At 52.1% G+C, this 13150-nt stretch carries 17 protein-coding genes; 8 read left to right on the top strand and 9 right to left on the bottom strand.

What is annotated here, in order from left to right:
• The 6 genes from P3X23_RS02705 to P3X23_RS02680 form a co-directional block, all read left to right on the top strand.
• Window positions 1-206: BRCT domain-containing protein (locus P3X23_RS02705; protein ID WP_300872907.1), on the top strand; the 206-nt coding region annotated here is incomplete at its 5' end.
• A gap of 116 nt (window positions 207-322) precedes the next feature.
• Window positions 323-1054: a V4R domain-containing protein gene (locus P3X23_RS02700; RefSeq protein WP_300872905.1), complete on the top strand. Its 732-nt coding sequence runs from the start codon at window positions 323-325 to the stop codon at window positions 1052-1054.
• Between the two features lie 45 nt (window positions 1055-1099).
• Window positions 1100-1573, top strand: coding sequence for an allophycocyanin (locus P3X23_RS02695; RefSeq protein WP_300872903.1), 474 nt, complete (start codon window positions 1100-1102; stop codon window positions 1571-1573).
• 35 nt (window positions 1574-1608) lie between these two features.
• A complete protein-coding gene (locus tag P3X23_RS02690) occupies window positions 1609-2079 on the top strand; it encodes an allophycocyanin (RefSeq protein WP_300872901.1) in 471 nt (156 codons plus the stop codon).
• A 148-nt stretch (window positions 2080-2227) separates the two neighbouring features.
• Window positions 2228-3118 carry a PRC-barrel domain-containing protein gene (locus tag P3X23_RS02685; protein ID WP_300872899.1) on the top strand — a complete coding sequence of 297 codons (891 nt, stop codon included), beginning with the start codon at window positions 2228-2230 and terminating at the stop codon, window positions 3116-3118.
• 15 nt (window positions 3119-3133) lie between these two features.
• Window positions 3134-3652: a DUF721 domain-containing protein gene (locus P3X23_RS02680; RefSeq protein WP_300872897.1), complete on the top strand. Its 519-nt coding sequence runs from the start codon at window positions 3134-3136 to the stop codon at window positions 3650-3652.
• On the opposite strand, the gene cysE is transcribed toward P3X23_RS02680, so the two are convergent.
• The 3 genes from cysE to P3X23_RS02665 are packed head-to-tail and all read right to left on the bottom strand — an operon-like array spanning window position 3649 to window position 6637.
• Window positions 3649-4395 carry a serine O-acetyltransferase gene (cysE, locus tag P3X23_RS02675; RefSeq protein WP_300872895.1) on the bottom strand — a complete coding sequence of 249 codons (747 nt, stop codon included), beginning with the start codon at window positions 4393-4395 and terminating at the stop codon, window positions 3649-3651. The genes P3X23_RS02680 and cysE overlap by 4 nt on opposite strands.
• A 26-nt stretch (window positions 4396-4421) precedes the next feature.
• Window positions 4422-6086 (bottom strand): citramalate synthase, encoded by a 1665-nt coding sequence (gene cimA / locus P3X23_RS02670; RefSeq protein WP_300872893.1) that lies wholly within the window; start codon window positions 6084-6086, stop codon window positions 4422-4424.
• A complete protein-coding gene (locus tag P3X23_RS02665; RefSeq protein WP_300872891.1) occupies window positions 6083-6637 on the bottom strand; it encodes a late competence development ComFB family protein in 555 nt (184 codons plus the stop codon). The genes cimA and P3X23_RS02665 overlap by 4 nt, the downstream gene beginning before the upstream one ends.
• 487 nt (window positions 6638-7124) lie before the next feature.
• On the opposite strand from P3X23_RS02665, the gene P3X23_RS02660 reads away from it, so the two are divergent.
• Window positions 7125-7304, top strand: a complete 180-nt coding sequence (locus P3X23_RS02660; RefSeq protein ID WP_300872889.1) for a hypothetical protein — start codon at window positions 7125-7127, stop codon at window positions 7302-7304.
• Between the two features lie 39 nt (window positions 7305-7343).
• Entirely contained in the window at window positions 7344-8228 is an 885-nt protein-coding gene (locus tag P3X23_RS02655) for an FHA domain-containing protein (RefSeq protein ID WP_300872887.1), read from the top strand.
• On the opposite strand, the gene scpB is transcribed toward P3X23_RS02655, so the two are convergent.
• The 6 genes from scpB to P3X23_RS02625 all read right to left on the bottom strand — a co-directional run bounded on the left by scpB (window position 8200) and on the right by P3X23_RS02625 (window position 12745).
• The gene (scpB, locus tag P3X23_RS02650; RefSeq protein WP_300872885.1) at window positions 8200-8709 is read right to left on the bottom strand and encodes an SMC-Scp complex subunit ScpB; all 510 of its coding nucleotides are present in this window, start codon (window positions 8707-8709) and stop codon (window positions 8200-8202) included. The genes P3X23_RS02655 and scpB overlap by 29 nt on opposite strands.
• A 3-nt stretch (window positions 8710-8712) precedes the next feature.
• Complete coding sequence (locus P3X23_RS02645) at window positions 8713-9702, bottom strand: beta-ketoacyl-ACP synthase III (protein ID WP_300872883.1); 990 nt, start codon at window positions 9700-9702, stop codon at window positions 8713-8715.
• The gene (plsX, locus tag P3X23_RS02640; RefSeq protein ID WP_300872881.1) at window positions 9699-10727 is read right to left on the bottom strand and encodes a phosphate acyltransferase PlsX; all 1029 of its coding nucleotides are present in this window, start codon (window positions 10725-10727) and stop codon (window positions 9699-9701) included. Before plsX ends, P3X23_RS02645 begins: the two co-directional genes overlap by 4 nt.
• A gap of 101 nt (window positions 10728-10828) precedes the next feature.
• On the bottom strand, window positions 10829-11380 hold the full coding sequence (locus P3X23_RS02635; protein WP_300872879.1) for a gamma carbonic anhydrase family protein: 552 nt from the start codon (window positions 11378-11380) through the stop codon (window positions 10829-10831).
• A gap of 64 nt (window positions 11381-11444) precedes the next feature.
• On the bottom strand, window positions 11445-12119 hold the full coding sequence (locus P3X23_RS02630) for a DUF4335 domain-containing protein (RefSeq protein WP_300872877.1): 675 nt from the start codon (window positions 12117-12119) through the stop codon (window positions 11445-11447).
• Window positions 12119-12745 carry a DUF3038 domain-containing protein gene (locus tag P3X23_RS02625; RefSeq protein WP_300872875.1) on the bottom strand — a complete coding sequence of 209 codons (627 nt, stop codon included), beginning with the start codon at window positions 12743-12745 and terminating at the stop codon, window positions 12119-12121. Before P3X23_RS02625 ends, P3X23_RS02630 begins: the two co-directional genes overlap by 1 nt.
• Between the last annotated feature and the right edge of the window lie 405 nt (window positions 12746-13150).

Genomic DNA, 13150 nt, shown 5'->3' with positions numbered 1-13150 from the left:
TTGTGATTACAGGCACCCTGCCCAGCCTCAGCCGTGAAGCGGCCAAAACGCTGATCCAGCAGCATGGTGGTCAAGTAAGTGAGAGTGTGAGTCGGCAAACGGATTATCTGGTGGTGGGCGAAAAAGCAGGGAGCAAACTGCGACGTGCTCAGGAATTGGGCATTCCCTGCATCAATGAAACAGAGCTTATAGAAATGTGTCGTTAAACTAAGGAGTAGCGGCAGGGTAGCCACACAACTCTTAGAAATCCTTTAGCTTAAGAGATATAGTGTAGTCGTTGCCGCTCAGGGTTAAAGCGCAAGAAAGGGAGAGTTGCCAGCTTATGGTTTCTGCTGCACAAGCTCAGTCAAATGGGAGTACTGATGCCACAATTTTGGCTCAAAACTACCGACACCGGCTACACCAAATCCATCCAAGGCGAACCAATCACTATAGCCTGCGGGACTATTTGCAATTTGATAACCAACGGGGAGACATTACAGACTGGTACAATCAGCGGGTAACTCTCGTAACAGAAGACTTTGTCATTGGCTTGGTGGAAGGGCTGGAAGAAGAAGTTGGCTCAGCCTCTGCTCTCGTCATGTACAGAATTGGTGAAGAGTGGGGCAAACGCGATGCAGTGGTCTTCAAGCAGCACTTTGAGCAGGAGTACCACCGAGAGCTTCGCAAATCTGCCTTGACATTTCTCTTAGAGGCCTGGTGGTGGCCTTTCACAACCCAAGGCTGGGGCAATTGGGAAGTAGATCTCACGGAGCAAAAGAATGGGTTCATGTTCATTAACATTTTTGACTCTGTGGTGGCACGTACTCTTGGGGATGTGGGCAAACCAGTGTGCTATATCTACGCCGGTCTCTTTGCTGGTTTCTTTACGGGTTTAATTCAAAAACCCTTGGGTTGTATTGAGTTGCAGTGCTATGCGATGGGAGAAACCTACTGCAAGTTTCTTGTGGGGAAACAGGATCGCATTGATGCGGCTGCTTTCTGGCAAAACGAAGGTGCCACAGCGCGGGATATTGAAAAACGCCTGCGCCAAGGGGAGTTGGTGAAACAATAGGCCACAGGTGAGTGTGTTGATTAATTTTCTAGCGAGGGTTGCCCTATGTTCCGTCAGTTGAATCACTTAACCGTTGTTGCCGATGGTCGCTATGCTCGTCCTGAGGAATTGAACTTCCTGCGGGATTATCTAGCCTCGGTGGAGACTCGCATCAGTGCCTACGAAAAAATCCGCGCTGAGGCGGAAATGATGGCTGATAAAATTCAAGCCATGCAAAAGGCAGAGAATCCCCGCTGTTTTCATTTGACCAATGGCGATCGCGCGGAGATTTGCCGTCGTGACTTGGTGGATACGATGCGGCTGTGTGCCTCGGCAATGCTCTTTTCTGAGTTAGATTTGTTGCGGGACAACTTTTTGCTTTGGTATCGCACCATTGTTAAGTCCTTTAATTACGAAGCATCCTCGTCCTCTACTTATGGCAAGTTCCTGCCGAACACGATGAAACAATTGCTCACACCAGAAGAACAGCAGGTGATGCAGCCTATTCTTGCCCTCGGCAGCTCGATTTTGTCAGAATAAAGTTGTCAGCAAAGAGTTCTTAAGGGGTAGGATGTATGCTGCGCCAACTGGAAAAACTCAGCCTTGAGGCGGATGGCCGCTATGCCAGCACCGAAGAGCTAGAATTCCTGAAAAACTATCTAGCGGCAGCGGAGCAGCGCATTAGTGCCTATGAAAAAATCCGTGACGCCGAAGAAAAAATCCTTGATCAGGTGGAGCAGCAACTGCGAGCTAAAAGTCCCCACATTTTCCGCAAGGGCAATCAGGATTATTCGGCGGTGTGTCGTCGGGATCGCAAGCATGTGCTGCGTCTAGCGGCAGCGGCGATGTTATTTGCAGATCTCGATGCCCTGCGGGATGGGTTCTTGCTGTGGTACCGCACGATCATTAAGGCCTTCAGGGATGAAAAGGTCGCTCAAGTGACGTACCAAGTCCTACCCCAAGTTGTGAATCAAGTGCTCTCCGCTGAGGAAGCGCCGTTGATGCAGCCTGTGATGGCTCTCACTCAGTCGATCTTAGGGGAATAAGCTAACCCAACTCAGCAATGTGGCAAAAATGCGCTAGCCTAGAAGCACTGATGGCATCGGGGAATTTACCCCGCCGGCGATTGCTTTTGGCGTACCATTGGTATTCGCCGCTATAGTATTACTAAGATTCATTGGGATACACAAAGGCATGACCATCTCGGCGCAATTGCTGCAACGGGCAGATTTAATCGGTACACAGGTAATCACCCGTGATACTGGTCGGAAGTTAGGCGTCATTAATCAAGTTTGGGTCGATCCTGACCAACGGCAAGTGGTCGCCTTGGGAGTACGCAATACCCTCTTTACAGGGGAACAGCGCTATATTCTTTTAGACAGTATTCGCCAAATTGGTGATGTCATTCTTGTTGAGCACGATGACGATGTTACTGAGTCTCTCAATACCTACAACTACAGCACCCTAATTGATAGTGAGATAATCACCGAAACCGGTGAGGTGTTGGGCAAGGTACGGGGCTTTAAGTTTGACCCGGAAACGGGCGATATTACGAATTTGATTTTGGCCTCCATTGGCTTGCCTTGGATTCCAGCGCAACTCATTAGCACCTACGAGTTGCCCATTGAAGAAATTGTCAGCACAGGGCCTGATCGCATTATTGTCTTTGAGGGGGCTGAAACCCGCCTACGGCAATTGACTGTGGGACTTCTAGAACGGATCGGCTTGGGAGCACCCCCTTGGGAAAGTGATGAAGACGATTACTATCAACCGGTTACACCGAGCAGTAATCAATTGCCCTCTGGGGCGCGATCGCCCGTCTATCCGCCCCAACGCAGCCGCAGTGACTACGAAGCAGATTGGGAAGCGGCTCCCCGGCGTCGTCGCCGCCAACCCGAGTATGTGGAGTATCCAGAGGAGGAGTATGAGTACGAAGAGCGCCCCCGCTCGCGCCAAGTCAAACCCCCTGCTCAAGCGATGCCCATAGAACTGCCAGAATCTGAACCCACTGCCGATCCTTGGGAAGAGCAACAACCAATTCGCCTTGAGCAGCGGCAAAAGCAAGAGGAATACGATCACGAATAGTCTGGAATATTCCAAATGGCCTATACTCCACTGGCCACGGTACTTCAGCAATGGCAGCAGACTCCCGAATGGCGGCAGCGGCAGCAGTTCCTGCGTCTTTTGCAGCAGTGGTCACAGTTGGTAGGGGCGGTTGTTGCTGAGCACAGTGTACCGCTGGAACTCACAAGTCAGGGGGTTTTGCGGGTAGCAGTTGCCAATAGCACGTGGGCACAGCATCTAATGTTCTCGCGATCGCCCTTAATGGCCAAAATTCAGCAGACTTTGGGCATTGCCCTTAGGGATATTTGCTTTTCCTCTCGCCACTGGCGACCCCCATCCCCTGCAAATGCCACGGATGACACCTTACCGAAAGTAGGGAGCCTTCCCAGTCTGGCAGCAGCGGCCACCCCCCAAGAGGCCTTTAAGCGTTGGCAAGACCAAGTGCGTCGGCGATCGCGAGATTATCCTCTTTGTCCGCGCTGTCAATGTCCTACGCCCATTAAAGAGTTACAGCGCTGGGGGGTTTGCGGGCTGTGTTACACCCGCTCGGCCTAAATGCCAGAGCCATTGAGAAACTCCTCGATGGGGCGATCGCTGAGGCGGCAGGCTTGGCCTTGGGTGGATGGACAACCCCCTAGCAGCGAGGCGGGTACCCTTTCTTGTTTCTGCTGTTGTAATGTTTGCACCTGTTTCTCTAGGAGTTCAATGCGATCCAAGAGATAGCGAATGGCTTCCGCCTCAGAGTCAGGCAGTTGACCGTGTTCCAAGGGGGCAATTTTAGCACCTGCACGATAGACAATCCGCCCTGGAATGCCGACTACCGTACAATCGGAGGGAACATCTCGCAGCACCACAGACCCCGCGCCAATGCGTACATTGTCCCCAATGGTGAGGTTACCCAACACCTTTGCTCCTGCACCAACAACCACATTTTCACCAAGGGTGGGGTGCCGTTTTCCCGTTTCTTTACCGGTACCGCCTAGGGTCACCCCCTGATAAATCAAACAGTAATTACCCACAACCGCAGTTTCGCCAATGACAACCCCCATGCCGTGATCAATGAAAACGCCCTTGCCAATCGTTGCACCGGGGTGAATTTCAATGCCTGTGAGGATACGGGCTATGTGGGAAATCAAACGGGGAATAAAAGGAATGCCTCGGCGCCAGAGCCAGTGACTTAAACGGTGGAAAACAATGGCCTGAAGGCCAGGATAGCAAAAGATCACCTCTAGCCAGTTGCGGGCAGCAGGATCCCGCTCAAAGATAATTTGAAAATCCGCTTTGAGGGTGCTGAGCACACGCGGCTCCTTGGCAGTCATAGAACTTAAAGATCAGTTTTGATTTTAACGGATTTTGCCAAGGTCTCTCCAATCAGACCGTCAGAAGCCACCAAAGGAGAATGCTGCGGCTGCCGGCTGCGCTGGAGGCCATACTCAAGAGCCTCGGCCACTGCTTGGTAGGAGGCTTCAATGATATTGGCAGAGACGCCAACCGTTGCCCAGCGATCGCGCCCATTACTGGACTCCACCAGTACCCGTGTTTTGGCCGCCGTGCCGGCATGGCCATCCAAAATCCGCACTTTGTAATCCGTAAGGTGAAATTCGGCAATCTCTGGGTAGAACGACATCAACGCTTTGCGCAGCGCCTGATCCAAGGCCGAGACAGGACCATTGCCCTCCGCTGCTGTGAGCATCTCCTCACCATTCACTTCAACCTTGACCGTGGCCAAAGACCGGCTGCGAATTGTTGCCTCTAGTTGGCCTGAATCGGTGCGGCAAAAGACATCAAAGCCCTTGAGGGTAAAAGGTCGCCGGCGCTGTCCTAAAATCTCTTGAATCAGCAGTTCAAAACTGGCTTCCGCTGCTTCAAATTGATAACCTTCGCTTTCTAAGTGTTTAATCCGCTCCAAAATCGTTCGACTCAAGGGATGTTGCCGATCCAGCTCAAAGCCAAGTTCACTGGTTTTTGCCAAAATATTGCTAATGCCCGCCTGCTCGGAAATAATAATGCGGCGCTGATTTCCCACCAAATGCGGCTCAATATGCTCGTAGGTGCGGGGGTTGCGCTGCACAGCACTGACATGGATGCCCCCCTTGTGGGCAAAGGCCGACAGCCCCACGTAGGGCGCGTGCTCATCAGGGGCAAGGTTGACAATTTCACTGACATGGCGGCTTACTTCCGTCAGCGTGGCCAACTGTTCTAAACTGACACAGTCATAACCCAGTTTTAATTGCAGATTGGGAATGAGGGTACAGAGATTGGCGTTGCCACAGCGTTCACCGTAACCATTGAGAGTTCCCTGCACCATCCGCGCACCGCTTTGCACTGCCGCAAGGGCATTAGCCACTGCCGTCCCGGCATCGTTGTGGGTGTGAATTCCAAGACAATCAAGGCTGCCAAAGTGCGCCATTACCGCTGTGACTACTGCTTGAATTTGATGGGGCAGACAACCGCCATTGGTATCGCACAGAACTAGCCATTCTGCTCCAGCGGCCAAAGCTGTTTCTAGGGTTTGTAGGGCATAGTCTGGATTGGCGAGGTAGCCATCAAACCAGTGCTCGGCATCGTAGATCACTCGCCGTCCCTGGGATTTGAGGAACTGAATCGAGTCGGCAATCATGGCACAGTTTTCTGCCAATGTGGTCTTGAGACCCTCAGTGACGTGGAGATCCCAAGATTTGCCAAAAAGGGTCACCCAGCGGGTACCGGCTGCCAAGATTGGCTCGAACATCGGCTCTTCTGCGGCTTTGCGGCCGGGGCGGCGCGTGGCACAAAAGGCCACAATTTCTGCCTGCTGGAGGGGGGTTTCTTGCAACCGCCAAAAAAACTGCACATCCTTGGGATTGGCGCCGGGCCAACCCCCTTCGATAAAAGGAATTCCCAAGCGATCCAGTTGCTGGGCAATCCGCAGCTTATCTTCAAGGGACAGTGAAAGACCCTCCCGCTGGGCACCGTCGCGGAGCGTCGTATCGTACAGCCAAATTTTCACTGCGTTGACTCTCCCTGGGGATGCTCATAGTCATTAGCGTAGGCCTGCAGTAGAGAACTGACTTGGGAAAAGACTTCTTTGCTAGAGGTTTTGCCGAGGGGCGATCGCTCCGGGTGAAATTGTGGCCGCGCCATACTGTGATGAATGGCCTCTTGGACTTGGGTACGAATCAAGTCCATCAGTTCCTCTTCGGCTCGCTGGCGTTGATACTGTGCCCCCTCTTGGGTTGTGGCGTAGAGTGGGGGGAGGCGGTTAAGAGCGTAGGCAGCAATATCTCCTAAATCTAAGGCGCACTCTTGCTCCGCTTCAATGGCAGCAATGCGGGTAATTGCCTCGGTGAGCACCAATTCCTCCATGACGTTGATAAATTGTTTGCGGGGGACAGCCACCACTTGTCCCGTCAATAGAGCACCCATGAGGCGATCCAACGCCATGTAGTCTTCTACGGAGAGTTCTGTGGCTTTGTCACAAATGCGTCCTACTTCTGCTTCCTGCGTTGGTGTCAAATAGCCATTGCGCAGTGCTTGTTCAACGATCTCTTGAATCCCCATACGTATTTCCGCTGTGGTTGCTGTAGGGGCATTCCCCCACTCAAATTTAGTATATGCTGAGGAACTGCCAAGGATAGGGGCAATTTTGCATTTCCCTATGGCGGATAGGCGATCGCAAGGTTAGGTTTTGCCTTAGGGATAGCCAGATCGAGCTGTTTTTAAGTAAAAAATACCCTCAAGCCTCTGCAAGCCACCCGGGGAGAGCAGCGCATTCCCGATAGATACCTGATATTTGAGAAAAAAGTTGTGACAACAAGAATTATTGATAAATATTAACAAATCCGGCAAGGCTTTTATTACGTGTATAGCCCAGTGGTAAGATTAGTCATGAGAAATAGTAAAAGGCTAGCAGTCCTCCGCATCATTCCTCATTGTCAGTTCTTTTTTCTATATCTATATGGTTGTCTGGCTGTCGTCTTTTTTGCATGCTGTAGAGCCATTACTAGTACCGATTTGTTTTTGTTGTGCTTGGCTGCTGCTAGCACTCATGGCGTGGAGTGTGTGGCAATTTACCCAAGAGAGCTTGGCGATCGCCCACCGTCTGCATCAAATTCCCTGTGCTCACTGTCGTTTCTTCTCAGGTGACTATCGCCTCAAGTGCACCCTTCATCCAGAGTGGGCAGGAACTGAAACAGCCATTGAATGCCCTGACTATCATTGTCAGTAAGACACTAGAAATCCATTACCACATCTATTGGGTAGAGGGATGACACTACTCGCACAGTATCCACAATTGATTATTTCTACGGAAACCAGCACCTATATTATCCCTCTCACCGAAGGGAATTCATGGGTCATTGGTCGGGGTAAAGATTGCACAATTGTTCTGGCGGATCGCTGGTCTTCTCGGCGCCATGCCATGATTCAACGTCTTAATAATGACGACTATTATCTCATTGATTTGGGGAGTCGCAACGGCTGTGTCCTCAATGGCCAAATGATTCAGGTGCCAACCTTGCTCAAGACGGGGGATCGCTTTATTATCGGCAAAACAACCCTTGAATTTCGCACCGATGAAGCTGTTTCCACCACACCCCCGGCTGGTTCTGTTACCCTGCAGCCCACTATTCTTATCATTCAACCCCCCGGCATTCAAGTACAAATTTGGCAAGAACTGCTGCGCAGTCAGGGGTTGGAAGTTATTGTGGAGTCAGGGCAAATCAATAGCCGCCGCATTATTAGTGATGTTGTTACCGTGATGCAGCGCAACCCTGATCTGTTGCTCCTTGATTCGCAACTGGAAACCCCCGACATTGGCAACCTCTTGAATTGGATTAGAGCCACATATCCCCAGTTGCGTAGTTTCATCATTGACCGCTACAACAACCATATTTCGCCAATACAGCGACAATGGGCAATGGAGCATGGGGCAATTGATTGGCTCCCCGCTCTGCCGGATGAAAATCTCACCATGTTTGGCGCTGAAATTGCGGCTCAACTGCGGCGTATTCTCAAGGCCTTGGGGCGCCCTCAACTAGAGCAAGAGAAACTTGCAGTAGCCCTTTTGAACCTGCAATTGGCGACCAATGATGATTTGCCCTCCCAATTGCTCAGGGAGTATGTCAATCGTCCCCCCTATCTCCCTCAATAGTCGGCAGTTGATCCACCTGAAAATACTGGTGAAAGCGCTCAGTGACTTGGAGAATATAGGAGCGACTTTGATGATCTCGCCGCCGCTGAATCAACCCAAGGGCAAGCAGCTCTTGAATGTGCTGGTAAGCACTGGAACCCCGCAGTTCAATCACCTCTGATTGGCGAATCGACCCACGAAAAGCAATCAGGGCTAATGTCCGCTGTGCCCCAACCCCCAATTCAACAGGAACAAGGGACTGAACCAGTTCTTGAAAAGCGGACTTTAGTTGCAGGCTGTATTTGTTGTCCATTTGGACAATTTCAAGGGCAGTTTGGCGATGGGCATAGTCGTTGAGTAGCTCAATCAGTGCCAGTTCAACGGTCTCAGGGGCAGTGCCTGCTAAGGCTGCTAGTTCAGTCAGGGTTAGGGGCTGTGCCTTCAGGTATAGAATTGCCTCCACCCGCATTGTTAATTCACGTAGGTCGTTGTTCCCTTGCATAGGCTATTGCCAACGGAACAGGGCAGCTCCCCACGTTAAACCAGCACCAAAGCCAGCGGTGGCAATTAAGTCTCCGGATTGAATATGCCCCTGTTGAATTGGCGCTGCAAGGGCAAGGGGAATCGAGGCGGCGGAAGTATTGCCACACTGACCCACATTGCTAATCACTTTCTCTTGCGGAATGCCTAAACGCTCAGCCACAGCGTCGAGGATGCGCTGATTGGCCTGATGCAACACCAACCAGTCAATTTCCTCAACCGTACACCCAGCGCGGTGCAGGGCTTTTTCAATGACTTCGGGGACTTGGGTAACAGCAAAACGATAGACTTCACGGCCGTTCATGGCAATGGGAGCAAATCCTCCCTGGGCGATCGCCAGATTTTCCCCTAAGGTTTGGGGCGTCCCCGCAAAGGCAAGGGTCAGGTGCTCATTGAGGCGACCATCACTGCGCAGTTCAAAACTCAAAAGCTGATCCACATCACTGCTTTGCAACACCATCGCGCCGGCTCCATCGCCAAAGAGAATGCAGGTGCGGCGATCGCCCCAATCTACCCAGCGGGAGAGAATATCCCCACCAATGACCAAGGCACTGCGATAGGCACCTGTGCGCAAATACTGCGCCGCCGTCACCAGGGCAAAAAGAAAACCAGAACAGGCCGCTGTTAAGTCAAAGGCCACCGCATTCACCGCCCCAATGCGGGTTTGTACCAAGCAGGCAGTGCCAAAGAGATCATCGGGCGTCGAGGTAGCCAAGATGAGCAAATCTACTGCTGTGGGTTCTAGTCCGGCCATCTGTAAGGCTGCGCCCGCCGCTTCGCTGGCCAAATCCACAAGGCGCTGCTCAGGAGCCGCCACGTGACGCTCTTGAATGCCCGTACGGGATTGAATCCACTCATCGGAGGTATCCACGAGGGCACTGAGGTGGGCATTGGTCAAGCATTGGCTAGGCGTTGCCGCGCCCACGCCAGTAAATTTAACGCCCTGTAGAGTCACTCAGCCCGCTCCTCAACGGCAACGGTCTGCTGATAACAGGCCTGAATGCGCTCTGAAACACGATGATCCACTGCTTCCTTAGCTAAGCGAATCGCATTAAAAATCGAGGGTGCTTGGGAACTGCCGTGGCTAATGATACAGATACCATCTACCCCCAAAAGCAGCCCTCCCCCATGCTCGGCGTGATCAATACGTTGCTTAATTTTGCGGAGATTAGGACGCAGCAACGCTGTGCCCAGTTGCCCCCGCCAGCCCCGAGGTAGCTCTTCGCGGAGAATTTGTACCAGCACACTCCCTAAGGATTCGGCAAATTTGAGGAGAATGTTGCCGACAAAGCCATCACAAACCACAACATCAAATTGTCCTGACAGGACATCGCGACCTTCTGCATTGCCTAAAAAGGAGATTTGGCGATTTTGCTGCAGGAGTTGATGGGCTTTTAAGGCCAGATCATTGCCTTTGCAGTCCTCTTCACCAATGTTCAGCAGACCCACCTTGGGAGCTTCGACCTCTAGGACGTACTGGCTATAGATGGATCCCATCACTGCAAATTGCTCAAGGTATTTGGGGCGACAGTCCACATTGGCACCGACATCAAGAACGAGAACGGATTTACCGGGGATAAGAGTGGGTAAGACTGCACCAATGGCGGGGCGATCAATCCCAGGGAGGCGTCCTAAGCGCAATAGTGCCGCGGCCATGGCTGCCCCTGAGTGACCAGCAGAAACAACCGCATCAGCCGCCCCTGCTTTGACCAAGTCCATCGCTACGTTGATTGAGGCCTTGGGTTTCTTTCTGAGCGCGGTCAGGGGTTCTTCCCCCATTTCAACAACATCACTAGCTACAACAATTTGGGGTTTGGCTGTGGGGGCATGTTCATCGAGGTAGCGCTGAATGGGAACCGGATCACCCACAAGGAGAATATCGGCATCTAATTCTTCACTAGCTCTGAGGGCACCAGCAACAATTTCATCGGGAGCATAGTCACCCCCCATGGCATCCACAGCAATCCGTGCACGAGTCATTGGCTGAACTCTTACGAGAAAATCCTACAGAATTCTATCAGATGACAGCCCTCTTCCTGAGGATAGAAGCCACTGAATACTGCACAGACCGCTGTTGGACATCATTGTCGCGGGGCAGGCCGATGCACGAATCCCAAATCGTTTCCCGTGCCGTTATGAACATGGGCGAGTTGTTCATACTTGCGGGCATGCTGACGTAAATCGGCGGCCTCAGTGTCACTCACGTCACGCACCACTTTGGCGGGAATGCCGACAACCAAAGAGCGCGGCGGGACATCTTTGCTGACCACTGCCCCGGCGCCGACAATACTGCCAGTCCCAACTCGAACGCCATTGAGAATCACCGCCCCAATGCCAATCAAGCAGCCGTCTTCAACGGTTGCCCCATGAATGACCGCGCGATGTCCAACGGTCACTTCTTCACCGAGGATCGTGGGTTGCCCCGGATCGCCATGGAGGATGGCACCATCTTGAACATTGGTGTGGGCGCCAATCTCGATGTACTCTACATCACCGCGTAAAACGGTGCCATACCAAATGCTACAACCCTCACGGAGGCGGACATCACCAACAAGCGTGGCATTGGGGGCAATAAAGGCAGCGCGATCGCTGGCAACGGGTGGCCAAAACGCACTAGGGGCAGTGATTACCATAAGAAATTTATCCTCAGCATCAAACATCTAAGCGACAATTTCCAAGCTCAGCACTGAAATCAATTTAAGGATTCGGGGGATTTGGTGTTGTTGGTGCCGGTGCGGGCGTGACGGCTTCGGGAGTAGGCGGCAAGGCTTCTTCTTGGAGGGGACGCCGTTCGGGCACTGGTAAGTGGAAAAAGATTGCAGCCATTGCAGCTAAGCTAGCAGCACCAATACCTAAGGGCATTAGTTGTTTGCGCAAAGGCACAGCAGGGGCGATCGCCTGCCGCGGGAGAAAATGGAATATCGGTGTCAGAGTAGGTAGCGTTTGGCTATCACTACAAAATTGATCCAGCGCCTCCACTAAATCCGCCAGTTGCAACCACGTGAGACGAACCTCTAGGGTTTCCCCTGCTTCATCGTTGGTTGGTGATTTTGAATTCTCTTCGGAAGAGGTTTGCAACAGCTTACGGGGAATATGGAGCGATACTTGATTAGTGGCTTCGAGCTCCACGCGAATCGGGTAGTGGGGCGATCGCCGCAACTTGACACCACTCAACCACGTTTGTGCCGCCGCTGGCACACTATTGAGTAAAGCCACAAGAAAGTCTTTGCCCCCTTTGAGCCGTTGATTCTGGCCGATAATCTCCCATTCACAAAGTGTGACAATATCCAACTGTTCTGCCCCAGCTTGACCACTGAGTCCTTCAATGCGCAGTGTGCAATTGGGCAATGAATACTGGCGTTGCAGCAGCATTAGCTCACTTCTCCGTCAAATAAGCTAAACCAAAGGCGCTCCATACCCTTTGTGCCTGCGCAGAGCAGGAGCTGTGCCAACAACTTCAGACCCAACTCATTGAGGGCTTGGTTATTTTTGTAGAGAAAGAGGCTCGATCGCTGGAGGTTCATACGTTTGCGAAAGTGGCGGCGGAAGCGATCCAAATACTCCGCCAATGGGGCATAGGTTTCCGGAGGCAAATTTTGTGCTTGCAATTGATCCAACACCAAAAGTAAATGCCGCAAGATAGCTGTCTGCCGCCGTGCTACTTGCACAACCACTGCGGTGATTGCCTTTGTTTCTGCCAAGGGCAAGGGAGTACGCTGGGTAACTTGGCGAAAAGGATTAGTGCAGCGAATTTGCCAAAATACGACCCGATTGGGAATCATCACTTGCAGTTGCAGCTCCTGCAACACTTGAAGCATCAATTCAGAGGCATGCAAATCAACGCACTCTAGGGCAAGCAGCAATAGATCCAACTGCCAGCGTGCCCGCCGAGGACAGACACTGACCCCTTGGGGGTTGGGCAGTGCTGCCAACATCGGCGGCAATAGCTCAACTTCAGGAAATTCAACTGTTGCTGGCATTGGATTTGCCGTTTCCATAGGCCCTAGAATGCTCACTATACAGTAATCGTGACAGGGGTCATACTGAGATACAGCCCTTTTCACCAAGATGGAACCCGCTCAACACCGTGACCACTTGTCCGGGAGAGCATACCACCCACCCTAATGTTCTCCATCTTCCAGCAAAAGGCCATCAGCCTAGATCATCTTAGCTGTTTCTCTGATGACGACCGCTGCCTATCTCTATGTTGCCCGCTACGCTGATTTTTAGCTAATTGGCGGGAAGCCCCGCGCTCTCCCGAAGGAAAATCTTGCTGCTCAATGTACTGCTCCACCACTGGCGATGAAGTAGGACTGATTCCCCAGCAGCGACTTCCCATCGTGTTCACCCGCAGCCTGCGACTCGAGACAGACTTCAGGTTGTGAATGAACTTGGGCAGCACC

It is taken from the genome of Thermosynechococcus sp. Uc (assembly GCF_029335995.1).
Lineage (GTDB): Bacteria > Cyanobacteriota > Cyanobacteriia > Thermosynechococcales > Thermosynechococcaceae > Thermosynechococcus.
This window is presented reverse-complemented; position numbering and strand designations above follow the sequence as displayed.